The 24,717-nt window shown below is 64.1% G+C and carries 16 protein-coding genes and 1 pseudogene; 11 read left to right on the top strand and 6 right to left on the bottom strand.

What is annotated here, in order from left to right; all coding sequences use genetic code 11:
* Positions 1-127 precede the first annotated feature (127 nt).
* Complete coding sequence (locus ACVJGD_RS35805) at positions 128-1,384, top strand: DUF763 domain-containing protein (RefSeq protein ID WP_456638613.1); 1,257 nt, start codon at positions 128-130, stop codon at positions 1,382-1,384.
* Between the two features lie 12 nt (positions 1,385-1,396).
* Here ACVJGD_RS35805 and ACVJGD_RS35800 read toward each other — a convergent pair whose 3' ends face one another.
* The 3 genes and pseudogenes from ACVJGD_RS35800 to ACVJGD_RS35790 all read right to left on the bottom strand — a co-directional run bounded on the left by ACVJGD_RS35800 (position 1,397) and on the right by ACVJGD_RS35790 (position 4,165).
* Complete coding sequence (locus ACVJGD_RS35800) at positions 1,397-2,902, bottom strand: CYTH and CHAD domain-containing protein (RefSeq protein ID WP_456638612.1); 1,506 nt, start codon at positions 2,900-2,902, stop codon at positions 1,397-1,399.
* Between the two features lie 115 nt (positions 2,903-3,017).
* Positions 3,018-3,556 (bottom strand): annotated as a pseudogene (locus ACVJGD_RS35795) (AAA family ATPase).
* Between the two features lie 45 nt (positions 3,557-3,601).
* Positions 3,602-4,165: an Hsp20/alpha crystallin family protein gene (locus ACVJGD_RS35790; protein WP_456638611.1), complete on the bottom strand. Its 564-nt coding sequence runs from the start codon at positions 4,163-4,165 to the stop codon at positions 3,602-3,604.
* 162 nt (positions 4,166-4,327) lie between these two features.
* On the opposite strand from ACVJGD_RS35790, the gene ACVJGD_RS35785 reads away from it, so the two are divergent.
* Positions 4,328-5,311: a zinc-dependent alcohol dehydrogenase family protein gene (locus ACVJGD_RS35785; protein ID WP_456638610.1), complete on the top strand. Its 984-nt coding sequence runs from the start codon at positions 4,328-4,330 to the stop codon at positions 5,309-5,311.
* Positions 5,308-6,864 carry a bifunctional aminoglycoside phosphotransferase/ATP-binding protein gene (locus tag ACVJGD_RS35780; RefSeq protein ID WP_456638609.1) on the top strand — a complete coding sequence of 519 codons (1,557 nt, stop codon included), beginning with the start codon at positions 5,308-5,310 and terminating at the stop codon, positions 6,862-6,864. The genes ACVJGD_RS35785 and ACVJGD_RS35780 overlap by 4 nt, the downstream gene beginning before the upstream one ends.
* A 376-nt stretch (positions 6,865-7,240) precedes the next feature.
* Here the strand turns inward: ACVJGD_RS35780 and ACVJGD_RS35775 are convergent, their stop codons facing one another.
* Positions 7,241-9,058: a PHA/PHB synthase family protein gene (locus ACVJGD_RS35775; protein WP_456638608.1), complete on the bottom strand. Its 1,818-nt coding sequence runs from the start codon at positions 9,056-9,058 to the stop codon at positions 7,241-7,243.
* 121 nt (positions 9,059-9,179) lie between these two features.
* Between ACVJGD_RS35775 and mgtA the strand changes: the two genes are divergently transcribed.
* The gene (mgtA, locus tag ACVJGD_RS35770; protein ID WP_456638607.1) at positions 9,180-11,753 is read left to right on the top strand and encodes a magnesium-translocating P-type ATPase; all 2,574 of its coding nucleotides are present in this window, start codon (positions 9,180-9,182) and stop codon (positions 11,751-11,753) included.
* A gap of 190 nt (positions 11,754-11,943) precedes the next feature.
* On the opposite strand, the gene ACVJGD_RS35765 is transcribed toward mgtA, so the two are convergent.
* Complete coding sequence (locus tag ACVJGD_RS35765; RefSeq protein WP_456638606.1) at positions 11,944-12,336, bottom strand: hypothetical protein; 393 nt, start codon at positions 12,334-12,336, stop codon at positions 11,944-11,946.
* A gap of 32 nt (positions 12,337-12,368) precedes the next feature.
* Positions 12,369-13,094 carry an acetoacetyl-CoA reductase gene (phbB, locus tag ACVJGD_RS35760; RefSeq protein ID WP_456638605.1) on the bottom strand — a complete coding sequence of 242 codons (726 nt, stop codon included), beginning with the start codon at positions 13,092-13,094 and terminating at the stop codon, positions 12,369-12,371.
* A 173-nt stretch (positions 13,095-13,267) separates the two neighbouring features.
* On the opposite strand from phbB, the gene ACVJGD_RS35755 reads away from it, so the two are divergent.
* The 7 genes from ACVJGD_RS35755 (at position 13,268) to ACVJGD_RS35725 (ending at position 24,717) form a co-directional block, all read left to right on the top strand.
* Positions 13,268-14,104, top strand: coding sequence for a universal stress protein (locus ACVJGD_RS35755; protein WP_456638604.1), 837 nt, complete (start codon positions 13,268-13,270; stop codon positions 14,102-14,104).
* Between the two features lie 20 nt (positions 14,105-14,124).
* The gene (locus ACVJGD_RS35750; protein WP_456638603.1) at positions 14,125-14,847 is read left to right on the top strand and encodes a CBS domain-containing protein; all 723 of its coding nucleotides are present in this window, start codon (positions 14,125-14,127) and stop codon (positions 14,845-14,847) included.
* Between the two features lie 221 nt (positions 14,848-15,068).
* Positions 15,069-15,875 (top strand): hypothetical protein, encoded by an 807-nt coding sequence (locus tag ACVJGD_RS35745; RefSeq protein WP_456638602.1) that lies wholly within the window; start codon positions 15,069-15,071, stop codon positions 15,873-15,875.
* A 397-nt stretch (positions 15,876-16,272) separates the two neighbouring features.
* A complete protein-coding gene (locus ACVJGD_RS35740; RefSeq protein ID WP_456638601.1) occupies positions 16,273-17,328 on the top strand; it encodes a helix-turn-helix domain-containing protein in 1,056 nt (351 codons plus the stop codon).
* Positions 17,329-17,735: 407 nt separating this feature from the next.
* The gene (locus ACVJGD_RS35735) at positions 17,736-20,657 is read left to right on the top strand and encodes an ATP-binding protein (RefSeq protein ID WP_456638600.1); all 2,922 of its coding nucleotides are present in this window, start codon (positions 17,736-17,738) and stop codon (positions 20,655-20,657) included.
* 438 nt (positions 20,658-21,095) lie between these two features.
* Positions 21,096-23,930 (top strand): ATP-binding protein, encoded by a 2,835-nt coding sequence (locus ACVJGD_RS35730; protein ID WP_456638599.1) that lies wholly within the window; start codon positions 21,096-21,098, stop codon positions 23,928-23,930.
* 136 nt (positions 23,931-24,066) lie between these two features.
* Positions 24,067-24,717 (top strand): hypothetical protein, encoded by a 651-nt coding sequence (locus tag ACVJGD_RS35725; RefSeq protein WP_456638598.1) that lies wholly within the window; start codon positions 24,067-24,069, stop codon positions 24,715-24,717.

The following is a 24,717-nucleotide window of genomic DNA, read 5'->3' as shown; positions in this document are numbered from 1 at the left end:
ATCCCCTCACCCGCGCCGGAGCCTGTCATCGGGCGCGCCTTTGGCGCGACCCGTTGGGCGCAACCTCTCCCTATGGGAGAGGTGAAGTAAGCTGCTACACTCTGCCTGATTCAGCATCGGGAGCCCCATGGCACGACGAACCGGCAGCGCCGACCTTCCGCTCCATAGCGGGCGCGTGCCCGCGTGGCTGGGCCAGCGCATGTCCACGCTGGGTTCGATCATCACGCAGGCGATTGTCCACCATTACGGCCGCGAGGAATTCCTGCAGCGGCTCGCCCATCCGTTCTGGTTCCAATCCTTCGGTGCCGTCATGGGGATGGACTGGCATTCCTCGGGCATCACCACGTCCGTGATCGGCGCATTGAAGCGCGGGCTCGCGCCGCTGCAGGGCGAGCTCGGCATCTATGTCTGCGGCGGCCGTGGCAGCAATTCGCGTCGCACGCCAGACGAATTGACCGCGCTCGGCGAACGCACCGGCTTCGATGGCGCGGCGCTGACGCGCGCCAGTCGGCTGGTGGCCAAGGTCGACAGCGCCGCCGTCCAGGACGGTTTTGAGCTTTATTTGCATGGCTTCTTCGTCACCGAGGACGGAAAGTGGACCGTCGTGCAGCAGGGCATTAACGGCGACAAGCGCCAGGCGCGCCGCTATCACTGGCATTCCGAAAACCTGAAGAGCTTCGTCGACGAGCCGCACAGCGCCATCGATGGTCCCGCGCAGGGCGAGATCATCAACCTGACCGACCACCGCGCCGAACGGTCGCGCTCGGCGCAGCTCGATCTCCTCTGCGCACTCGGACCCGACGGCATCGCGCGCGAGTATGCCGCGCTGTCGAAGCAGCCGGACCCGCAACCGGAGCTGCCACACCTGATCATGCCCGCGCATCACGACGTGCGCGCCAGCGACGTGTTCACGCGCCGCCTGCATGGCACACTGGCGGCGGCCGCCGAATGCGGCCCGCGCGATTTTCCGGAATTGCTGCTGACGCCGGGCGTCGGCGCGCGCACCGTGCAGTCGCTCGCGATGGTCGCCGAGGTCGTCCACGGCGCGCCCTACCGGTTCAAGGATCCCGCGCGGTTTTCGCTCGCCCATGGCGGCAAGGACCGCCATCCCTATCCGGTGCCGATCAAGGTCTATGATGAGACCATCCGCGTGTTGAAATCGGCCGTGCAGCAGGCGAGCCTCGGCCGCGACGAGGAGATGCAGGCGTTGAAGCGCCTCGACAATCAGGCGCGCCTGCTGGAGCGAACCGCAACCGGCCCCTCGTTCGATGCGTTCGTCGCGCAAGAGCGCAACCGATCGCCTGCGCTCGGCGGGCGCTCCGTGTTCGGATGGGAAGCGGATGTTGCCGGCGGCGCTCGCGTGATGGTCGGCAAATCGAAGTAGACGCCGCCGGCTTCACACCACTTGCAGCCGTCGCGCCTCCTTGAGAGCGGTCTTCATCAGCGGCCTGACCGCCTTGTCTTCCCGGCCAACCACTACGCCGGCCGCGAGTGCACGGGCCCGCCCGTTCCGGCGCGGCGCCTGCAGCGCCGCCGCGAGCGCCATCTTCCGGTGCGCAACAAAATCGTTGAGCGCGCCGAGCGCATCCTGGATCTTCTTGAGATGGCTGGACAGGCGCTTAAGCCTCTTTTGCTCGCGCCTGGCCGGAAAGAGCCCCTCGAAGAAATCCACAGCATACCTGATCTTCTTGATCCTGATCCGGAGCTTGTGCCGTGCCCGCGGAGACAGGCGATCAAGATGCTGGCCTTGCTTGCGCGCCTTCCTGGTACGGCGGTGCAAGACATTGGCCGCAAATTTTTCGATCGGAACGTCCATGTGCCCGGTTAGCGGGGACGGCTTCGACTCGATCCACTCCAGCGTATCGACCAGCAGCCCGCGGAACCGCTCCGAGTTCACCGCCCTCCTCGCCCGCGCGAAGGCGCGGACGCGCTTGCCATCGATCTCGTCCTTGATCGCCTTGCCGCCGCGGCTCAGCGCGCGGTCGTGCGTAATCGGCTCGACCTGCTCCGTGATAAACACGTCGATTTCGCGCGCAGGCGCAAGCTCACCCGTGAGCCACTTCAGCTCACGCTCGACGGCTCCGGTCCCGGCGTGCGGCAGCACCTTCGAAAACAGCGAGATCGCCGCGCGGAGCCGGCGAAGTCCCACTCGCATCTGGTGAACGCCTTCCGGGTCAAGATTGCGGACCGCATCCGCATTTCCGGAGAAATGACGAACCGTCCCGCGGGCGACGACCCGGAACGCCTCGCTCGCCGTCATGCCGGCCTCCAACTCGATCGGCTCGGCGAAAACGACCTGCTCCTCGCTACCGCACGCGAGGCCGTAGCCACGCTCCGCTTTTGACCGCAAGTCGAGCTCGGCTCCGGACCGTTGCTCGACCACTCTGGCAACGCGGAACAGATCGGCCAGCCTGCCGCTTTTCAGCTCGAGTTCGAGTTCCTCGATGGGGCTGGCGCGGTGTCCCGCGACGATGCTGCCCCGATCGACGGCGAGTTCGATCTCGCTCCTTCTGGTTCGGACCGGAACGGTGGTGCGGTGAACCGATGTCTTGAAGACGGGCTTGAGCTTGCGGCGCAGCTTCCTTGAGGCGAGCGGCTCGAGCGGACTGCCATCGGCTTCACGAAGGTCCGGCGTGCGGTTCTTGATCTTGGCTTCCCATTCGCCTCGGCCAAGCTGCGCGCCGTTCGCCGCCTTGATCGTCTGGATGTTCGTGTCGCCGTTTTGCCGCACGCGAAGCGTCAGGCCGTGGCGCCTCAGCTTGTGTTTCCCGGTATCGAAATAGGTCGAGACAAGATCGCTGTCCGATCGCTCACCCATTTTTCCACCGGGAAGGCGCCAGCCGGTCAGATATCTGAGGTTGCGCGTGGCGACGCGGAATTTCAGTTCCGTCTCGACAGCCATCCTTCCTCCGCGCTGCTCTTGTCGGGCTGCTCAAGCCCTGACTGTACAACGCCCAAGGACGCTGAAGAGTGCCGCGGGGCCGCCATTCATTATTCCAGTTCCGCGCGCCGTCCCATCATCTCGGCAATCGGAACGCGCCGCTCTGCACGGCCTGCTCACCTCACGCGCGGTCAGCTCCGGGTCATAACCCTCGGTTTGGAGTACATGCCGTTCGAGATCTCCTAACGAGCAGAATTGTTGATGCATCGCCGCGATCTGCTCTGCATCAGTCAGCGTGTCGCCTCCGCGTGCGCGGCAGCGTTGGATGGCGATCTCGAGCGGCGGCCTAAGAACGATGTAGTGCAGAGCGACCCTGAGTGAGCGGAAGTGCTCCAGGAACCACGGCCCGACAATGCCATCCAGGAGAACAAAATAGCCGCTCTCGGCGTATCCCTCCGCCACGTTTGCGAGGATACGAACCACGCTCCGATTCTGCTCGTGCGCCTCCGGCAGATAGGGCGGGACCGCGCCGTTCTTGATGAAATGCCAGAAATCGTCGGCGTGAAGATGCACCTTGGCCGTCCCCGGCTCGCGGGCAAGGATTCTTGCCGTGGTCGTCTTCCCCGATCCTGGCGGACCGGTAAGGATAGTGACTTCGCCTGCACCATCGATCATCGCGCCGCAAGATACCGTGCAGTGTTCAGCAGTTCCAGCAACTTGTCATTCCGGGTTCGATGCTGCGCATCGCCCCTGACTGACGGAGGTGATTTGACGACGCGCAATCACCTCCGTCGCCCTCACCTTCCGCGTCACGCCCCCGTCTTGATCTCGATCTGCTTGCTTTGCTTGGGCTCCGGCTTGCGCACGATCACCTTGAGGACGCCCTTGGAAATCTCGGCAGAGATATCTTCTGCTTTTACGCGCCACCGGCAATTCGACGGAGCGCGCGAACGAACCGAAGCTGCGCTCGACCAGGTGGTAGTCCTTGTTCTTCTCCTCGCGCTCGTTCTTCTTTTCGCCGCGAATGGTGAGAAGGTTGTCGGCAAGATTGAGTTCGACGTCTTTCTGCTCGAGACCGGGCAGTTCCGCCGTGATCTCGATCGTCTTGTCGGTCTCGCTCACATCCATGCTCGGCAGGCTTCTGCCGGCCGCGCTGAACGCCGGGAAGTTGCGGGAGAAGCCGTCGAACAGGCGATCGATTTCCTGCTGCAGGAATGCGAAGGGATTGGCCTCGCGACGGGCGACATTGCGATCAGTTGTGACGGGGACCGTAGGCTTGATCATGATTGCCTCCTATGTAAGCCAAGCTGGCACCGGAACTTTACGGCCCGGCCGAAGGACGGAGGTTGAGCAAAATCAAACGGGGCCCGGCGCATGCCCGGCAGACTGGAACCAACGCAAGAAAGATCAGCAAGTTTCCATTGTGGCCGCAGAGAGGTATTCCTGATGTATGCCATGGTCCTGCAGGCGCCCAACGCGCCACTCCTGCGTGAGCAGCGTCCCGATCCATTGCCCGGACCGGGCGAGGTGCGGGTCAAGGTCTCCGCCTGCGGCGTCTGCCGCACCGACCTGCATGTCGTCGACGGCGAATTGCCCGACATCCGCTATCCCATCATTCCCGGTCACGAGGTCGTTGGCCGCGTCGATGCGCTCGGCGAAGGTGCCCACGGCCTCGCGCCCGGCATGCGCGTCGGCGTGCCCTGGCTCGGCTTCACCTGCGGCACCTGCCCCTATTGCCGCGAAGGCAAGGAGAATCTCTGCGATCATCCGCGCTTCACCGGCTACACGCGCGATGGCGGGTTTGCGAGCCACCTGATCGCCGATGCGCGCTATTGCTTTCCGCTCGGCGAGGACGGCGACGATGTCGCACTGGCGCCGCTGCTCTGCGCCGGCTTGATCGGCTGGCGCTCGCTGGTGATGGCAGGCGACGGCAAGCGCCTCGGCATCTACGGCTTTGGTGCCGCCGGGCATATCATCGCGCAGGTCGCGCGCTGGCAAGGCCGCGAGATCTACGCCTTCACGCGCGACGGCGACACCGAGGCGCAGCAGCTCGCTCTGTCGCTTGGCGCCGACTGGGCGGGCGCTTCCGGCGACAAGCCGCCGGCCGAGCTCGATGCCGCCATCATCTATGCGCCGGTTGGCGTCCTGGTGCCGCAGGCATTGCGCGCATTGCGCAAGGGCGGCCGGGTGGTCTGCGCCGGCATCCACATGTCGGACATTCCATCCTTCCCTTACGACATTCTCTGGGGCGAGCGACAGATCGTCTCGGTTGCCAATCTGACCCGCCAGGACGGCAGGAATTTCCTGAAAGTGGCGCGCGAGGCTGGCATCGAGACGACGACAACCACCTTTCCACTGGATCAGGCCAACGAGGCGCTGACGCGCCTGCGCAGCGGCAATCTGGTCGGCGCGGCGGTGTTGCGGCCATGATGCCATCGCCCCCACATCAAGGCGCGACCGATCAGGACCGCGTACTGGATTTTCTCGGCAAGCCGTCCGGCGGGCAGGCCACCCGGCGCGTCGACACGCACGGCTCGATCGTGTTCCTGAAGCCGCATCGGGTCTACAAGATCAAGCGCGCGGTGCGGCTGCCCTATCTGGATTACTCCTCGCTCGCCAAGCGCAAGCACGCCTGCGAGGAGGAGATCGCCGTCAACCGGCGTTTCGCGCCGGAAATCTATCGCGACGTCGTGCCGATCACGGAAAGCGAGGCTGGCCCCGAAATCGGCGGCAAGGGAGACGTCATCGAGTGGGCGGTCGAGATGACGCGCTTCGACGAGAACCGGACGCTCGACCATCTGGCGGCTAGAGGCGAGATCACGCCAGAACTCGCCGAGCCGCTGGCCGAAGCGATCGCGGCGTCCCACCACAGTGCGCCGGTTTCAGATGGAAAGACCTGGCTCGCGTCGCTTCCCGGCATCATCGAGCGCAACACGACAGCGTTTCGTGGCCACTCCGCACTTGCCGGCGCCGAGGTCGAGCGGCTGCATGTCCTGAGCTGCGATCTGCTCGCCAAGAGCCAGCCGCGTCTGAAGCAGCGCGCCGCCGGCGGAATGGTGCGGCGATGCCATGGCGACGCGCATCTCGGCAACATCGTGATGATCGATGGCAAGCCGCGCCTGTTCGATGCGATCGAATTCGATCCCGTCATCGCCACCACGGATGTGCTCTACGACCTCGCCTTTCCGCTGATGGATCTGCTGCATTTCGGCAACCGTGCTGCCGCGAACCGGCTGTTGAACTCCTATCTGCAGGCCACATGGCAGCAGAACGCCGGCGCACTTGCCATGCTGCCGCTGTTCCTGTCCATCCGCGCTGCGATCAGGGCCAATGTGCTCCTGACCAAGCATGCGCAAGGCGGTGGTGCCGCTGTGCTGTCGGATGCGCAGTCGTATTTCAAACTCGCACTCGATCTGATCGCGCCAGGAAAACCGACGCTGATCGCGATCGGCGGTCGCTCGGGCACCGGCAAGAGCGTGCTGGCGCGCGCCATTGCCGCACTGGTCCAGCCCGCACCCGGCGCGGTGCTGCTCCGCTCGGACGTGATCCGCAAGGAGATCTTTGGCGTCGACCCGCTCGTCAAACTGCCCGAAGCCGCCTATGCGCCCGAAACGTCCGAACGCGTCTATGACGCGATGCTCGATCGCGCACGAAGCGTGCTGGCCCAGGGACTATCCGCCGTGGTCGACGCCGCGTTCCTGAAGGAAGACGAGCGGAAGCTGCTTCGCCCGCTTGCGGCCTCATGCGGCGTCGATTTCTCCGGCATATTCCTTGTCGCCGGGACCTCCGTGCGTCTTGCACGCATCGGCGCGCGCCGGAACGACGCCTCCGACGCAACCCAAGACGTGGCGCTGTTTCAGGACAGCATCGACATCGGCGCGGTCGATTGGGCGATTGTGGATGCGTCGGGAACACCGGATGAGACGTTGGAGCGGAGCATCCGATGTCTTCCGCGGGGTGTGCTGGGGGATCCCAAGCCATAAACCTTCGCCGCGCGACGGATGCGCTCCCTCTCCCGCTTGCGGGCAGGGCTATCGCATATGGCTGTTTGGTGGCTGTGAACGAGGCGGGCCTCATGGTTCGAGACGCGCCGCAAGCGACGCTCCTCACCATGAGGGTCTAAGATCCCGCCGCGAAATCAGACCTCATCCTGAGGAGCACGCCCAAGCGTGCGTCTCGAAGGATGGGCCGCGAAGGGACCGCCCACCAAGTTCTATTTCATATGCGATAGCCCTGCGCTTGCGGGGGAGGGCTGGGGTGGGGGTGTCTCCACGATTCGCGCTGTCGCAAGTGGAGAGAGCCCTCACCCGGCGCTTCGCGCCGACCTCTCCCGCAAGCGGGAGAGGTGCAACGAGCGCGTTAGTGCTGCAGCACGTATCGGCCGGGCGCATCCTCCAGCGCGATGGCGTCCTTGCCGGCGCCACCCATGGGCGGCGGCGAAACCGGTTCGCCGGAATGGGCATCCAGGAACTTGACCCATTCGTGCCACCAGGAGCCTTCCCGCTTTGGCGCGACCTTCAGCCATTCATCCGGCCCGATATAGACACCGTCCTTCAGCTTGGTCAGGACCTGGTACGAATGCCACGGCTCGTTGGGGGCCGCGACGATGCCGGCATTGTGTCCGCCGCCGGTGAGCACGAACGTGGTGTCGGCATCGGCGAGGAAATGGATCTTGAAGGTCGATTTCCAGGGCGCGACGTGATCGCGAAGCGTGCCGACGACGAACATCGGCGCATGCAGATCGGACAGTGAGATCGGCTTGCCGTCGACCCGATAGCGGCCTTCGGCAAGATCGTTGTTGAGGAAGAGCTGGCGCAGATATTCCGAATGCATCCGATAGGGCATGCGGGTCGCGTCCGCATTCCATGCCATCAGGTCGCTGAGCGGCTGCCGCTCTCCGATCAGGTAGTCGCGGATCATCCGCGACCAGATCAGATCGTTCGAACGCAGGATCTGAAAGGCGCCCGCCATCTGCGTGGTCTCGAGCACCCCGCGCTGCCACATCATGTCCTCGAGGAACGCGACCTGGCTTTCATTGATGAAGAGCGTGAGCTCGCCGGCCTCGGTGAAGTCGGTCTGCGCCGCAAGCATCGTCACGGTACGAAGGCAATCCGGCTTCTCCTTGCTCAGCCGCGCCGCCGCGATCGACAGCAGCGTGCCGCCGAGGCAATAGCCGGTGGCGTGAATGGGCTGCCCGGGAACGATCCGGTTGATGACGTCGATCGCAGCGTCGACGCCGAGCCGCCGGTAGTCATCGAGACTGATATTGCGGTCCTCGGGCGTCGGGTTGCGCCAGGATATCATGAACACCGTAAAGCCGCGCTCGACCAGGAAACGCACCAGCGAATTGTGCGGCGACAGATCGAGGATGTAGTATTTCATGATCCAGGCCGGCACGATCAGGATCGGCTCGGGACGGACTTGCGGCGTGGTCGGCGAATACTGGATCAGCTCGATCAATTCGTTGCGATAGACCACCTTGCCCCTGGTGACGGCGACGTTCTGGCCGACGACGAATTCATGGGCCGCGCCGTGACCGGTCACCAGCGCCTTCCAGTCCTCGAGCCAGTTGTGCAGGCCGCCGACGAAGTTGCCGCCGCCGCTCTCCATGATCTTGCGCAGCACCTCGGGATTGGTCAGCGCGAAATTGGTCGGCGCCAGCACGTCGAGGCCCTGCCTGATCGCGAAGTCCGCAATCGCCGCATCCTGCCGCGCCACGCCGTGGACATCGGTGGTGGCCGATTGCCACCATCGCTCGGTCAGCAAAAATGCCTGCGCCATCATGTTGAAGGCCGGCAACTCCCAATCTGCTTCCGAGAACCGCCGGTCATTCGGCGCCGGTGCAATCAGGCTCCAGGTGCGATAGACCGGATGCGGGTTCGCGAGCGTCTCGAGGAGCTGCATCGCATCGCGGATCGCATCCCGTGCCAGCGTAAGCTGCTTGCCCGGCGACATCGCCAGATGGAGCTGCCAGTCGAGCAGCGCCAGCGTCAACGCGGCGGGAGACAGGCCGCCGGTCCAGCGGGCGATCGTGGCATGGGCCAGATGATCGATCACGTCGAATGCCGATACCGGCTCGGCCCGTGCTCGCGCCGCGGGGACCGCCGCGCCGAGCTGCGACGGCGGCCTGACCGGCTCGAATGGGACGATTTGGGAATTCATGACCTGGGCTGTCATACCAATCTCCATCGCCTCCATTTACGCCAGCGCCGCCGCAAACCGTTTGAGCTGCGTCAAACTGGTTTGCCACGGTCTCCCTCATGGATCAGGCGGTCCGAACCGCATGCTGCGAGAGCCCATGAGTATCCTGTCTCCCTCCGAACCAAAGCCAGAGCCATTCTGGTGCACACCGGTCGAGACGCTCCTGCTGTCTCTGTCCTCGCAGCGTGGCGGGCTCGCGCAGGCTGACGCCAGGGACAGGCTGGCGCGCGTCGGCCCGAATTTGATGCAGCCGTCCCAGAGCCGCTCGATCCTCAAGAAGATCGTGCAGCGCATCCTCAATCCGCTGGTCGCAATCCTGATCACGGCGGCGGCCATTTCGGGCATGAGCGGCGATGTCGGCAGCTTCGTCATCATCCTGCTCGTGATCGGCATGTCCTTGACGCTCGATATCGTCCAGGAGCACCGCGCCGAACTTACCGCCGAGGCGTTGCAGCGCTCGGTGGCGATCCAGGCCGACGTCCTGCGTGACGGGGCGATCGTCTCGCTTCCCGTCAGCGAATTGGTGCCGGGCGATGTCGTCCACCTCCGCACCGGCGACCTTGTGCCCGCGGACGGGGTCGCACTCGAAGTGCACGAACTGCAGGTCAATGAAGCCCTGATGACGGGCGAGCCGTTTCCAGCCAGCAAGAGCACCGCGCCGTGTGCGGCCGCCCTGCCCGCGGAAGCAAGCAACGCGCTTTTCGCCGGGACCAGCGTGGTCAGCGGCAATGCCGTGATGCTGATCGTCGAAACCGGCCATCGGACACGCTTCGGCATGATCGCCGCGGAGCTCGCCACCAACGCGCCGCCGACGGCGCTCGAACGCGGCGTGAACCGTCTTGGCGTCCTTATCCTCAGGCTCACGCTGTTTCTCACCTTGTTCGTGCTATTGGCGCATCTCGCGGCGCAGCGCCCCGCCATGGAAGCGTTCCTGTTTGCGCTGGCGCTCGCCGTCGGCCTCACGCCCGAACTGCTGCCGATGATCATGACGGTGACGCTCGCGAAAGGCGCGCAGCGGATGGCGGTGCGACAGGTGATTGTCAAGCGCCTCTCGGCGATCCACGATCTCGGCGCCATGGATACGTTATGCGTGGACAAGACCGGCACGCTGACCGAAGCGAAGATCACGCTGGCGGCCCATGTCGATCCGGCCGGACGGACGAGCGAGCGCGTGCTCGAACTGGCGCGGCTCAATGCTGCGTTCCAGACCGGTGTGCGCAGCCCGCTCGACGACGCGCTGCTGGCGGCAGCGGAGACGCCGAGCAAGTGGGAGCGCATCGCCGAATGCCCGTTCGATTTCCAGCGTCGCCGCCTCTCGGTATTGGTCTCCCATGGCGGCGAACGATGCCTCATCGTCAAGGGCGCGCCGGAATCCATCCTCGCGCGTACTGCTACCGTCGAGATCGAAGGACAATCCCGGCCGCTCGACGCCGGGCAGCGGGCGAATCTCGACAGCCTTCAGGAGGGCTATGCCCGCGACGGCTTCCGGCTGCTGGCCGTCGCCATCAAGCCGATGCCGTCCGAGCAGGCGGCCATCCGCACGGAGGACGAGACCGCGCTGATGCTGGTCGGGTTCTGCGCGTTCGCCGATCCACCCAAATGCGATGCGCGTGAGGCGATCAGGAACCTCGCTTCGCTTGGCGTGACGGTGAAGCTGATCTCCGGCGATCATGCCGCCGTGGTCACCCATGTCGCGCATTCCGTCGGACTGCCGACGCGGCGTATCATGACGGGAGACGAGATTGCCGGCCTCACCGACCGCGCCCTTGCGGCGCAGGTCGGCCACGTCGATCTGTTCGCCCGCGTCGATCCCGACCAGAAGCGGCGCATCATTGCCGCGCTCCGCCATCGCGGCCACGTGGTCGGATTCATGGGCGACGGCGTGAACGACGCCCCGGCGATCCACGCCGCCCATGTCGGCATATCGGTGGCGGGCGCCACCGAGGTGGCACGGGCCGCCGCTGATATCATCCTGCTTGCGCCCGACCTTTCGGTGCTCGGCTCCGGCGTGCGGGAGGGGCGGCGCACCTTCGCCAACATCCTCAAATATGTGCGCATGGGCACGAGTTCGAACTTCGGCAACATGCTGTCGATGGCGCTGGCCTCGGTGGTGCTGCCCTTCCTGCCGCTGCTGCCGCTGCAGATCCTCCTCAACAATCTGCTCTACGATCTCTCGGAGGTCGGCATTCCCTTCGACGAAGTCGATGCCGAAGACGTTGCGCGGCCGCAAGCCTGGGACATGGCCGAGATCCTGCACTTCACGCTGGTGATGGGAACGGTCTCATCGCTGTTCGACGCCGCCACCTTCCTCATCCTGCTGAAGGTCTTTCATGTCGACGCCACGCAATTCCACACCGGGTGGTTCCTGGAATCGATCGCCACGCAAATCCTGGTCATCTTCCTGATCCGCTCGCGCCGGCTGCCCTGGCGCAGCAGCCGGCCGGATCGCGTGCTGGTGATCTCCTCGCTCGGAGCGCTGGCCGCGGCCGTCGTTCTGACGCTCGGGCCGTCAGGCGCGATGCTCGGATTTACCGGCCTGCCGCCGGCACTCCTGGCCACCATCGCGCTGATCACGCTGGCCTATCTCGCCGCAGCCGAGGCCGCCAAGCGCGTTGCGCTCAAGTCCCGGCGCAGGCGCGCCAGGACGTTCAAGTGGAGCGAGATGGGTTAGAGCGGAAGTGAGGCATGATCAGATCAGGCCGAATTGCATCCGCGATGGACGCTGCGCTCCCTCTCCCGCTTGCGGGAGAGGGTTGGGGTGAGGGTTTCTCCGCTTGCGCGACGAGCGGAGAGAGCCCTCACCCGGCGCTACGCGCCGACCTCTCCCGCAAGCGGGAGAGGTGAAATCAACGCGCTCCAGCTCAGGCGAAGCCGAAGAATTCCTTGCCGCGGGCGATGATCTCCTTGTCGGTCGGATGATCGCTCGCCTCGACGCGAAGGATGATGCTCGGATGCGTGTCCTGCAGATGGTGCAGCAGCTCGGTCTTCTCGGTCCCTGGTCCCATGATCAGGACGTCGGTGCAATTCTGCAACGCCTGCCCCACGGTGACCAGGAACGTCGGGTCACTCTCGACCTTGCCTGAACCGATGCTGTTGGCCTTGTGGTGGAGATGGGTTGAGGAAAGATGCGCCGGCACCACGATGGAATCCACGCCCGTGAGGCCCATCGAGAAGATCTTGGCCGTAAGGTGGTCGATCCACACGACGGCATGCGCATGCGTCGCGGTCGTATTTCGTGTGGCAGAACTGGACATTGCTTCTCCTTGCTTCAATGGTTTTCGATTGCTCAGCCCATGTATTGGCCGCCATTGATCGACAGCGTCGATCCGGTGATGTAGCCGGCCTCGTCGGCGGCGAGAAACACGACGGCGCGCGCGATTTCCTCGGGCCGGCCGAGCCGTCCGATCGGAATCTGCGGCAGGATCACATCCTTCATGACCTCAGGCGAGACCGCATCCAGCATCTCGGTGTGGATGTAGCCGGGACAGATCGCATTGACGGTGATGCCGGCCCGCGCGCTCTCGAGCGCGAGCGCCCGCGTGAAGCCGAGTTCGCCGGCCTTCGCGGCCGAATAATTCGTCTGTCCGAACTGGCCCTTCTGGCCGTTGATCGAGGCGATGTTGACGATGCGGCCGAACTTGCGCGACCGCATGCCCTCGATCACGGACCGGCACATGTTGAACAAGGCAGTGAGGTCGGTATTGATCACCGCGTCCCATTGCGCCTTCGTCATCTTGTGCAGGCTAGAGTCGCGGACGATGCCCGCATTGTTCACGAGAATTTCGATCGGCCCGAGAGCGCCTTCCACCTGCTTCACGCCGGCGCCGCAGGCGGCGAAATCGCCGACGTCCCATTGAAACACCGGTATAGCTGTTTCAGCGTGAAACGCCTCGGCGGCCTTGGTGTTGCCGGCATAGGTCGCCGCGACGCGGTAACCCTCCGATTGAAGCGCCCGTGCGATCGCGGCGCCGATGCCCCGAACGCCGCCCGTAACCAATGCAACGCGTGCCATGTCGATCCTCCCTTGCCTCTGCGACCTCAGCGTGAACCAATAAAGAAGGGAAGCCGAATGCCCTTTGATGTGGGTCAACAAAGGGAGGAGACTGCGCTGACATAGTGACTTGGCCAACGACGAACGGCGCCGCCCCCGGGAGGCGGCCTTCGTCCCTCATCACGGAGAGGCTCATGTACAAGAATATTCTGGTGCTGGTGCCCACGGAGCTCTCGGCGCGTCCGGTCGCCGATGGCTCGATATCGCTCGCGGTCGCATACCGGGTTGAACTCGAAGCGCTGGCGATCGGTTACGAGGCAAGCAGCATACCGATGACTGCGGAAGGTGGCGCCGCGGTCGCCTCGATCTACGAGATCGAGCGACAACGCGCTCTCGAGCGGGCGGAAGGCGCGTTGCGCGTGTTCGAGACGCAGGCGAAGAATGCCGGCATCAGCTATCGCTGTCGCGCCCTCAGCGCGCTTCCGGGCGAGGCGGCCGACATCGTCGGCGCGGCCGCGAGGCTGCACGACCTGACGATCGTGTCGCAGCCCGAGCGCGATCGCGACACCTTCGACAACAACCTCGCCCAGGAGACCCTGTTCGAGGCGGGCGGTCCGGTGCTGTTCATGCCTTATACGTTCAAGGGCGCGTTCACGGCGAAGCGGATCGGCATCTGCTGGGATGGCAGCCGCCTTGCGGCGCGCGCCCTGCATGACGCCATGCCATTCCTGAAGACGGCCGACGCGGTGACGGTCATCACCGTCAACGAAGAGGAGAACGTGCCAAGCGAGGCTTCGCCGACCCATCTCGCGCGGTACCTGGCGCGTGCCGGCGTCCCGGCCCGGCTGACCTCGCTCAGGATGGACGATTCCGAGATCCAGGCAGGCATCCTGTCGCTCGCGGCCGACGAGTCGCTCGATCTCCTGGTGATGGGCGGCTATGGGCATTCGCGCTTCAAGGAATTCGTGCTCGGCGGCGTCACGCGCGACATGCTGCACTCGATGACCGTGCCGACGCTGATGTCGCACTAGAGCTTCGGGAGAGATATGCCATGCGCGCCCATCAGATCATGACCAGGGACGTCATCACCATCAGCCCTCATGCCTCCATCATGGATGCCGCCAATATCATGCTGCGCTGTCACCTGAGCGGCCTTCCGGTGATGGGCGAAGACGGCACGCTCAAGGGCATCGTCTCCGAGAGCGACTTTCTCCGCCGCGGCGAGATCGGCACCGGTCGCCGAAGCCCGGGTTGGCTGCAGTTCTTCGCCGGGCCCGGCCGCGCCGCCGGCGATTTCGTGCATGAACGCGGCCGTCACGTCGAAGACGTCATGACACCAGATCCGATCACGGTGGACGAGCAGGCCCCCTTGGATGAACTGGTGCGCATCATGGAAAAGAAGGGCGTGAAGCGCCTGCCCGTGATGAGCGGCAAGATGCTTGTCGGCATCATCACGCGCGCCAACATCCTTCAGGCGGTCGCGAGCCTCGCGAAGGAAATCCCCGATCCGACCGCTGACGACGTGCATATCCGCGATCGTATCCTGCATCAGATCCAGGACACGGACTGGCGGCCCGCCGGCTTCCAGGTCACCGTGCGCAACGGCGTCGTCCACCTCCATGGCGTCATTTTCGACGACAGCACGCGCAAGGCGGCGATCGTTCTCGCCGAGAACACCGCCGGCGTTAAGGAGGTCCATGACCATCTCTGCTTCGTGGATACCTATTCGGGCTACTACGTGGAATCGCCGGAAGACGTCAGGACGGCGCGGTGAAGCGGCCCGGCGAGCATGCCTGAGAGAGAGCATAGCGGACGCCTCCGGAACGCGCCGCCGATTCTGAGATTTGTAACGACGCTTTGTGAAGGGATGTTCCGAAAGCGGCCCGTCTCTTTCGGAAATGCACGGAATGCGGCGCGTCAGGATTGATCGTCGGGAATCGTCTGCAGCACATATCCAAAAAGTACGACTGGCATTCCGGAACGAACGAAAAATTGTTGCGCATTCTGGCGAAGCCGCGTCCGCTGGCGTATCGTTCGCGCGGTTATGGGCGCGGCTTCAATGCAATCGCCGCACGGATATTCGTTCAGGATCGGACTATCGCCATGCTCAACGACGGGCGAGCATTTGACAGCGAGACGGCGACGATCGCCAGCTCGAACACCTTGTCGGAGCGACCGCGGGGTGTCGCACGTGGATGGCGCTTTGCTCCGCGTTGGCATCAGCGCACCAGGCGCATCGTCACGGGAATAGCCGGGCTCGCCGCGGTAGGGACGGTATTGGGTGGCCTGACCGGCTATTGGACCACCTACAAGGCGCTCAATGACTGGATCAGCCGCAGGCAGGTGGTGATGCCGGCACCCCGCCTCTCCATCGCCGTCCTGCCCTTCGAGAATCTCAGCGGCGATCCCGCGCAGGATTACTTCGGCGACGCCGTCGTCGAGAACCTGACGACGGACTTGTCGGTCAACATCCCGGCTCTTGTCGTCATTACCGGCGGCTCGGCACTGACAGACAGAAACCAGAGGATCGATCCCAAACGGATCGGTCAGGAGTTGAATGTCCGCTACCTGTTGCTGGGTTCGGTGCTTCGTGCCGCCGACCAGCTTCGCATCAATGCCCGCCTGGTCGACGCCGAAAGCGGCGAGCAGTTGTGGGCGGATCGCTTCGACGGCAGCGCGGCCGATCTATTGAAGTTGCAGGATCAGGTCACATCACGCATTTCCAGCTCGCTTCAATTCACCTTGCCGATCGCCTGGATGCGCAGGACACAGGTGACGACCACCATGCTGCTGTCGATGTGACGCGATGCGATGCGGCGACATCGCAAGAGGCCTGACAATCCCGACAATATTGTCGGATGTTTTTTCTTCAGAAGAGAAGCAAACTTTCCGACTGCCCATTCGTTCTGAGATGCCGAGGCGGACAACCGAAAGCTATACGAAAGTATACGCACAGTCCTACCAACGGCTGCCTTCACAGTTTTATTCGCGACCAACTCTTTCAGAACTAAAGCAAATTCGTCTCGACCCGTGGGGGAGAACGCTACGGCGTTTTGCAATATCTAACACCCGCTAAGCATCTATAACGAGCATCATAGCGCGAAGGGCATATGCTCTTCAGCATCGCAACTGTTGCGTTCTCAGAGTTCCTCGGTCGCAGGCGATGAAGCAGGTCGACCGAAACTAGAAAGGATGAGCGATGCTTATGCAGGCTTTCAACGAGAGGCTCGGCCACCCTCACGTCAGCCTCCCGATCGGCTCGGAAACGCACCACGTCCATCCTGAGACCGAAGGGCTTCCCCAGGAGCACAAATGGCGCGACCTGAAGCCGGATGAGGCGACTGCAATCGGAGAGATCGCGATTTCGCGCTGGGCAGGTTCGCAAACCGGTTCCCGATACGAGGAGGCGGCGACGCCGCCCGGCCGATATATCGTGGCGATTGCCCTGAAGAGCACGCGCCTTACCCTGACACGGGGACGCCAGATCATCTTCGACGGTGTCATGCCGGCGGGCACGCTGCATGTCACGGCGCCTTCGACCCAGCTTGGTGCGCAATTTCACGCCCCGTACGACTTCCTGCACTTCCATGTTTCGGCCGACTATCTTCACGGGCACCGCGCCGCGGCCGAGCCCTGCTCGGCCGGCGAGGATCTGGGCGACCTGATCCTGCTGCGCGACTCCCTCGCCGAGCAGCTCGGCAGGGCGCTGATCGAGCGCGGCAATGCCAGGGATCCGGCTTTCACCCGCTGCATCGGTCAAACGCTGGCAATGCATATTGCCCGGCTCGAGACGCCGCGGAGCAAGGTCAACGCGCTGCCGAAATGGCGGCTCAGGCGCGTCGAGGAATATGTCAACGCGCATTACCATCGCAGCGTCAGTCTTGCCGATCTGGCCAAGGCCGCCGGCCTGTCCCGCATGCATTTTGCGGCCCAGTTCCGGACGGCGACAGGGTTTCGTCCGCGCGAATACCTGCTGCATCGGCGCGTCGAGCGCGCGAAGGCGATCCTGTCCAACGGCGAGACGCCCCTCGCCGAGGTCGCATTGGCGGTGGGCTTCTGCACCCAGGCGCATTTCTCGACCGTCTTCAAGCGCGTCACCGGAGAAACGCCGGCGCGCTGGCGAAGCGCCAGCCGAAACGCATCGCCTTCGCCGACTGACCAAAGCGCTCGGACAAAGATCCCGTTCCGCAGGACACGGGCTGGAGCACGTCACGCGGACAATCTCCTTGCCGCCGGCAATCACGCTCCGCTGTGAAGCACCTGGGGCGGTGTCGCGACCAGCGACACCCGCCGCACACCATAGTCATCTGCAATCATTCGATTGAAAAAGCGGCATCACCGCCGTGTGGCAGCTCGCGCGCTTCGCGGGCCTTGCCGCGCGGAATGACATTATTCCTATGTCGGCATGTCGAACGCGGAGCGATCGGGTAGCACCTTTGTCTATCGGGTAACACCTTTGTCTATCGGGTAACACCTTTGGCTAAGGTTGCTAGGCGGTCGGAAAGCAATATGATGCCGGGCATCGGTCCCTCGACGATCTCAGGTTATTTGGAGTTCGGGCGGGCACCGCGACGTGCTGCTCCGGTGCGCATCAAGCTCATGCGGTGAAAGACGGAGAGCGTCGGCCACTTGCTTGATTGAGGTCCCGACATGGGCGACCGCATGCAACGTGCCGTCCGCGAGGCCGGTGGCGATTCGGCAGCGCCTGGGACCGTTTCCTTCGGCCCGTTTCGGCTGCATGCAGCGCAAAGAAGGCTGGAGAAGGACGGCAGTCCGATTCAGCTCGGCGGCCGGGCGCTTGATCTTCTCATCGCGCTGGTTGAGCGGGCGGGCACCGTGGTCAGCAAGAATGACCTGTTGGCCAAGGTATGGCCGGACGTCCTTGTCGATGAAGGCAGCCTCAGGGTGCAGATCGCCGGCCTTCGAAAGGCGCTCGGCGACGGTGAGGCAGGCGCGCGGTATCTGACCACGGTTTCGGGACAGGGCTACTGCTTCGTCGGGCGGCTTTCGCATTCGAACAGTCAAGAACAGTCCCCGATCGGACCGACCTTCGAGCCGCCTCACAATCTGCCGGCGCGGCCGACGCGAATGGTGGGACGCGATCAGACCGTTCGCGACATATCGGCCAAGCTGAGGAGCGAGCGTTTCGTCACCATCGTCGGCCCCGGCGGCGTCGGCAAGACCACCGTGGCGGTCTCTGCCGGCCACGAATTGCTCGAAGAGTTCGCCGGCGCGGTCCGTTTCCTCGACTTTGGGGCGCTCTATGACCCCGCGCTCGTTCCAAACGTCGTCGCCTCGACACTCGGCCTCCTCAGCCAAGCCGGAGATCCCTCGGACAGTCTGGTGAACCTGCTCCGCGACAAGCGGATGCTGCTGATTCTTGATTGCTGCGAGCATGTGATCGAGACGTCCGCTGCGCTGGCCGAGCGGCTCTGTGCCGAGGCGCCGCAGCTCCATATCCTGGCCACCAGCCGGGAGTCGCTGCGGGTCGAGGGCGAGCATGTTTACCGTCTGCAGCCGCTCTCGAGCCCACCTGATGACGCCGGCCTGACGGCTGCGCAGGCACTCGCCTTTCCCGCAGTCCAGCTCTTCGTGGAACGCGCGGCCGCGAGCGGTGGCCGGTTCGTCGAACTGAGCGACGCGGACGCGCGCCTGGTTGGCGAGATCTGCCGCAGGCTGGATGGCATTGCACTGGCGATCGAGCTCGCCGCCGGTCGCGCCAGCGCCTCCAATATCAAGGACACGGTCGCGCTGCTGAACGACGCGTTCAAGCTCCTGGGCGAAGGACAGCACGCCGTGCTGCCGCGGCACCAGACCCTGCGCGCGACGCTCGACTGGAGCTACAAGCTGCTGTCCGAGCCGGAACGCATGGTGCTGCGGCGGGTATCCGTGTTTGCCGGCACCTTCACCCTGGAAGCCGCCCGCTCGGTTGCAGGGGCTGACGACGCCGACGATGGACAGGTGATCGCGGCCGTTGCGAGCCTGGTTGCAAAATCCATGCTTGCGGCGGGCGCAACCGACACGCCGACACGATACAGGTTGCTCGATACGGCGCGGGCCTATGCCCTGGAACGACTTGCCGCCGGCGCGGACGCCGATGCGACGGCGCGACGGCATGCCCGCTATTTCCTGCATCTGCTGCAAGGGATCGGCAACGGCCCGACTGCCTCATCGCAATTGAACGGCTTTGCGGCGATCGCCGACCAGTTCGGAAACATACGTGCAGCGCTGACCTGGTGCTTCTCCGAACGCGGCGACCGTGCAACGGGCGTCGCCCTGGCAGCAGCGGCGATGCCGTTTTTTCTCAAATTGTCCCTGTTCGCCGAATGCCAGCTCTGGGCGAGGCGTGCGATCGGGCAGCTCGAGGCGACAAATCACAGCCTGAAATACGACCTCGATCTTCACGCCGCCCTGGGCCTGGCGTTGTTGCTCACCAAGGGGACCACCGACGATGTCCACGCTTTTCTGACGCGAGCGCTTCGGATAGCCGAAGAGATCGGCGACGTACCAAGCCAGCTTCGCCTGACCGAGCGGCTTCACGTGTTCCAGATGAGGACGGGAAATTTCACCGAAGCCCTGGCGCTCGCCAGGCGAGGCGAAGCCGTTGCCTCCGATCACGGCGACCCCATCAGATTGGCTCATATGCGGATAGCGCTCGGTGTCTCCTGCCATCTTGCAGGAGACACGCCGCGGGCCCGGTCCTATGTGGAATCCGCGCTACTGCAATTGCCGGGCTCGGAACCGGATGTCGACGATCCCCTGAACTACGATTACTTCAGTCGCGCGCGGATTACGCTCGCTCGTATCCTGTGGCTTCAGGGATATCCCGATCAGGCGGTCGACACGGCGCGGCGCGCGATCGCCGATACGATGCGTATCGGCCATCCCGTCAAGCTCTGCATGGCCTTGCTTTGGGCATTCTCGATCTTCGTCTGGAACTCGGAAACGGAGAACTACGAAGAATACGCCGACAGACTTATCCTGGAAGCCAGCAAGCATTCGCTGGGCCCGTACCAGACGATTGGCTACGGCACCAAAGGCGTTGTCCTGGTGGCGCAGGGCCAGGTCGAGACCGGGATTGCGCTGCTGCGGGGCGCGCTGGAAGTCATGCACAGCCATCGATATGGCTCGCTCGCGGATTTCCGCATCGCGCTGGCGCAGGCGCTCGCCACGATCGGGCAGGAAAAGGAAGCGCTGGATACGATCGATCAGGCTATCGACCGTGTCGGGCACAACAAGGATATGTTCTGCATGCCCGAGCTGCTGCGTGCCAAGGCGGAAGTGCTGCTCGCAGCGAGAAGCCCAGATTTGGTGCAGGCGGAGCGCTGCCTCGAGGATTCGATCGACCTGGCGCGGCGTCAATCGGCGCTCGCGATGGAGCTGGTTGCCGCGACCTGCCTCGCAAGACTTTGGCTCCGGCAGGATCGCGCTGCGGAGGCGCGGCAATTGCTCGCGCCGACCTATGGCCGCTTTACCGAGGGTTTCAACAGCCGCGCGCTCAAGGCGGCCAGAGAGTTGCTGGATGAGCTGAGCTCGCAACATCCGGGCTCGCCAACGGATGCAAGACTGGCAGCTCCGGGATGAGGACGCCGATTGATTTTGCGTCCGCCTGGCAACCGCGATCATGCGAACTCGAAATGAAGGTGCAGATCCGAAAGACCTGCTCCCATCCGATCTGGCACCTTCTCACCTGTAAGCATTCAAGACCACCAGCTTGCGCCTATAGGCTCGCAGCGCCCCTCCCAAGGCAACGAGCCCCCGGGGGCCGTCCTTCCCCCCGCCCCATCCCAGGACGGCCCCCGCCCCCCTTTCCCTTCATACATCATCCGCTTGCCGCGACTGCCGCGGCTTGCTTTTCGAACAGGTTGCTGGCGCCGGCCAGAGACGATACCGATAGAATCGGGAACCCGACGTGGATCACAAGTCGCTCCAGTAGGAGGACATCCCGTCCAAACTCGTGCCCTAATCCGGGCACAAATCGTGGTTGGATCAAAGGCGGCTTTCGCAGCAGGCAGGTAGCGCGTGCAGGGCGACAATACTGACGAGTCGGCGCTGGCATTCGGACCATTCCGACTGCTGCCGAAAGCGCGGCTGCTCGAAAAGGATGGCGCTGCAGTACATATCGGAGGCCGCGCGCTCGACATCCTGATCTTCCTCGCGGAACGCGCCGGCGAGGTCATCGGCAAACGGGAATTGGTGTCCCGGGTGTGGGCCGACGTGAACGTCGATGAGGGCAGCCTCCGCTTCCACGTCAGCGCGCTACGCAAGGTACTCGGAGACAGCGCGTCGGGCGCGAGATATGTCGTGAACGTTCCTGGCCGCGGCTATTGCTTCACCGCGCCGATCGTGCGTGCCGAGACAACGCCTGTCGCAACGCCGACCGGCAGCCCGCCTCTTCCGGCGCAAATCGCCAGGATGATCGGGCGCACTGAAACGATCGAGAAGATAGCCGCCGAGCTCGCGCGCCACCGCCTGGTCACGGTGGTCGGACCGGGCGGCATCGGCAAGACGGCCGTGGCCTTGGCGATAGGACACCGTCAGCTTCCCGCTTTTTCCGGAATGGTCAGGTTCGTCGATTTCGGCGCACTGCGCGACAAGCGCCTGGTGCCGAGCGCGCTGGCATCGGCATTGGGGCTTTCGGTCTCTTCCGACAACCCGGTGCCGAGCATACTGGCGTTTCTGCGCGAGAAACGCATGCTGTTGATCTTCGACAGTTGCGAGCATCTGCTCGAAAGCCTGGCGATGCTCGTGGAAAGCATCATCCGCGAGGCACCCGAGGTTTCCATCCTGGCAACCAGCCGCGAATCGCTGCGCGCCGAAGGCGAGCAGGTGCATCGGCTGTTTCCGCTCGATTGCCCGCCGGAGCGCGCCACCATCACGGCGCCAGACGTGCTGGCCTATCCCGCGGCGCAATTGTTTGTCGAACGCATCGCCGCGAGCCTCGGCGGGTTCGAGCTCGGCGATGCCGAAGCGCCGCTGGTCGCGGAAATCTGCCGCAAGCTCGACGGCATCGCGCTGGCGATCGAGCTCGCCGCCGGCCGCGTCAACGCCTACGGAATTCAGGGCATCGCCACGCTGCTCAACAGCCGCTTCTCGCTGTTGTGGCAGGGCCGGCGCACCGCGGTGCCCAGGCATCAGACGCTGAGCGCGGCGCTCGGCTGGAGCTACGATCTGCTCACGCCTTCCGAAAGCGTCACGCTGCGCAGGCTGTCGGTGTTCGCCGGCACTTTTACGCTCGAAGCCGCCCTTGCGGTGACCTGCGGCGATGAGACCGATGAAGCCGAGGCGGTCGAGGCGATCGCAAACCTGGTGGCAAAGTCGCTGATCTCGCTGCCGTCAACGACCCAGCCGGTGCGCTATCGGCTGCTCGATACCACGCGCGCCTTCGCCGCGGAGAAGCTTGCGGAAAGCGGCGAAGCTGCAAGGATATCGTGCAACCACGCGATCTATTTCCGCGATCTCCTTGCGGGCATCGCCGCGAGAACCGCAGGCTTCGACAGCTTCGCTCCCTATGCGGATCATCTTGCCAATGTCCGCGCCGCCCTGGATTGGAGCTTCTCGGATCAGGGCGACCGCGCGATCGGCATCGGGCTTGCCGCAGCGGCCGCCCAATTCTTCCTGCAGCTTTCGCTGCTGACCGAATGCCATCGCTGGGCACGGCAGGCACTGGCGGGGCTCGATCCAGGAATTATCGACCAGCGCCAGGAGATGGAGCTTCAGGCCGTGCTTGGCGTGTCCTTGATGTTCACGCAAGGCAACACCGAAGAAGTCCATGCGGCCTTTACCCGCGGCCTGGAACTGGCAGAGTCCCACAACGACCTGCACTGGCAGCTATGGGTGCTGCGGGAGTTTCATATCTATCTGACCCGGATCGGTGATTTTCGTGGCGCGCTCGTGCTGGGCGAGCGCGGCGCGGTTGTCGCCAGGACATTGAACGATGCCGCCGCCATCCGTACCGCGGAATGGATGCTCGGGGTCGCCAACCACCTGATCGGGAATCAGAACGACGCTGTCATGCAATGCGAGAGCGCCATGACCCACGATCCGACCAGCCTGCGGATCAGCATGCAGCGCCTGGGATATGATGACCGGATCGTCGCGCTGGTAGCCCTCGCGCGCAGTCTCTGGCTGACGGGGCACCCCGATCGCGCCATCGAGGCGGCAAGATATGCGGTCAGCGAGGCCGATCGCACACAGCAGCCGCTCACGATCGGCATTGGCCTGGTATGGTCGATATACGTGTTTCTCTGGGTCGGTGATTGGGAGAACGCCGACAGGCTCATCGAACGCCTCATCAATCATGCGGCCAGGCATTTTCTCGGGCCCTACCAGGCTGTGGGACTCGGACTGAAGGGCGAACTGTTGATCGGCCGCGGAGAGCCCAAGATCGGCATCGAGCTGCTTCGCCAGGGCGCCGGAACGTTACGGCAGACGCGGCACAAGATCCTGAGCACAGTATTCGCGGCAGCGCTCGCCGAAGGCCTGGTGCAGGTGCGGCAATATGAGGAGGCGCTCGGAATCATCGACGAGGCGATCGCACAGCGCGACAGCGCCGGGCAATCGTTCGACCTGCCGGAGCTGCTCCGCGTCAAGGGACACGTGCTGGCTTCCTCGGCCCGTCCTGCCGAGGCCGAAATCCATCTGATGCAATCCCTCGCTCTGTCCCGCGAGCAAGGCGCGCTCGGATGGGAATTGCGGGCGGCCGCCACCTTGGGACGGCTCTGGCATGAACGGGGCGATGCCGCAAAAGCCCATGCGCTGATCGCTCCGCTCTATGCACGGTACCGTGAAGGCCTCGATAGCGCCGATCTCAGGTCCGTAAAAATACTGCTCGATGAACTGGCTTCGCGTATCTAACAACATCTAACGCGCAAAATGTCCCGTACTGGGCCATGCTCGCCGAGCTTGTGGCGCTGGTCGAAGACGGGATTTGCGAATGGCATTGCTTGATGACGCTCTCGAGGCCTGCGGTGGCCTGGAACGATGGCGTCGCTTGAAAAGATTCACCGTCCACATTTCCATCGACGGCGCGCTTTTCTCCCGCATCGGCAATGCAGGGCGGCTCAAGGACATGGTCGTGGAAGGATCGACCGAGGTACAGACGCTGCAATTCACCGGCTTCACCGCCCCCGACAGATGCGGCCTGTATCAGCCCGACTGGGTCGCCATCCAGAGCCTCCAAGGCGAGATCCTGCGATCGTGCCGCGACCCGCAGACGGCCTTCTCGGATCACCACGACGACACGCCGTGGGACGATCTGCGCCTGGCCTATTTTTGCGGCCTCTCGCTCTGGAACTGTCTGACGACCCCATTCCTGCTTGCGCAACCGGAAATTGAGACCGAAGAGCTGCCTCCCTGGAACACCGGCAACCAGATCTGGCGGCGCCTCCGCGCGCTGTTCCCGCCGACCATCGTTACGCATTCGCGGGAGCAGATCTTCTACTTCGATAGCGACGGGCTGCAGCGGCGATTGGACTACGAGGCCGCAGGCGTGGCAGTCGCGCACCTGACCTGGGCGCACCAGAAGTTCAACGACATCGTCATTCCCACGCTCCGGCGTTGCCTGTCGCGTCAGCCCGATGACACGCTGATTGCGAAGCCCGCGCTGATCGACATCGAGATCTTCGACGCGGCATTCGAGTAG

It is taken from the genome of Bradyrhizobium sp. USDA 10063 (genome assembly GCF_054063735.1).
This window is presented reverse-complemented; position numbering and strand designations above follow the sequence as displayed.

What these genes read in the sequence shown, in the direction of transcription:
- ACVJGD_RS35780 (WP_456638609.1), top strand. Translation starts at nt 5,308, where the DNA reads ATGATGCCATCGCCCCCACATCAAGGCGCGACCGATCAGGACCGCGTA.
- ACVJGD_RS35790 (WP_456638611.1), bottom strand. Translation starts at nt 4,165, where the DNA reads ATGATCAAGCCTACGGTCCCCGTCACAACTGATCGCAATGTCGCCCGT.
- ACVJGD_RS35750 (WP_456638603.1), top strand. Translation starts at nt 14,125, where the DNA reads ATGCGCGCCCATCAGATCATGACCAGGGACGTCATCACCATCAGCCCT.
- ACVJGD_RS35755 (WP_456638604.1), top strand. Translation starts at nt 13,268, where the DNA reads ATGTACAAGAATATTCTGGTGCTGGTGCCCACGGAGCTCTCGGCGCGT.
- ACVJGD_RS35805 (WP_456638613.1), top strand. Translation starts at nt 128, where the DNA reads ATGGCACGACGAACCGGCAGCGCCGACCTTCCGCTCCATAGCGGGCGC.
- ACVJGD_RS35800 (WP_456638612.1), bottom strand. Translation starts at nt 2,902, where the DNA reads ATGGCTGTCGAGACGGAACTGAAATTCCGCGTCGCCACGCGCAACCTC.
- mgtA (WP_456638607.1), top strand. Translation starts at nt 9,180, where the DNA reads ATGAGTATCCTGTCTCCCTCCGAACCAAAGCCAGAGCCATTCTGGTGC.
- ACVJGD_RS35785 (WP_456638610.1), top strand. Translation starts at nt 4,328, where the DNA reads ATGTATGCCATGGTCCTGCAGGCGCCCAACGCGCCACTCCTGCGTGAG.
- phbB (WP_456638605.1), bottom strand. Translation starts at nt 13,094, where the DNA reads ATGGCACGCGTTGCATTGGTTACGGGCGGCGTTCGGGGCATCGGCGCC.
- ACVJGD_RS35735 (WP_456638600.1), top strand. Translation starts at nt 17,736, where the DNA reads ATGCAACGTGCCGTCCGCGAGGCCGGTGGCGATTCGGCAGCGCCTGGG.
- ACVJGD_RS35775 (WP_456638608.1), bottom strand. Translation starts at nt 9,058, where the DNA reads ATGACAGCCCAGGTCATGAATTCCCAAATCGTCCCATTCGAGCCGGTC.
- ACVJGD_RS35765 (WP_456638606.1), bottom strand. Translation starts at nt 12,336, where the DNA reads ATGTCCAGTTCTGCCACACGAAATACGACCGCGACGCATGCGCATGCC.
- ACVJGD_RS35740 (WP_456638601.1), top strand. Translation starts at nt 16,273, where the DNA reads ATGCTTATGCAGGCTTTCAACGAGAGGCTCGGCCACCCTCACGTCAGC.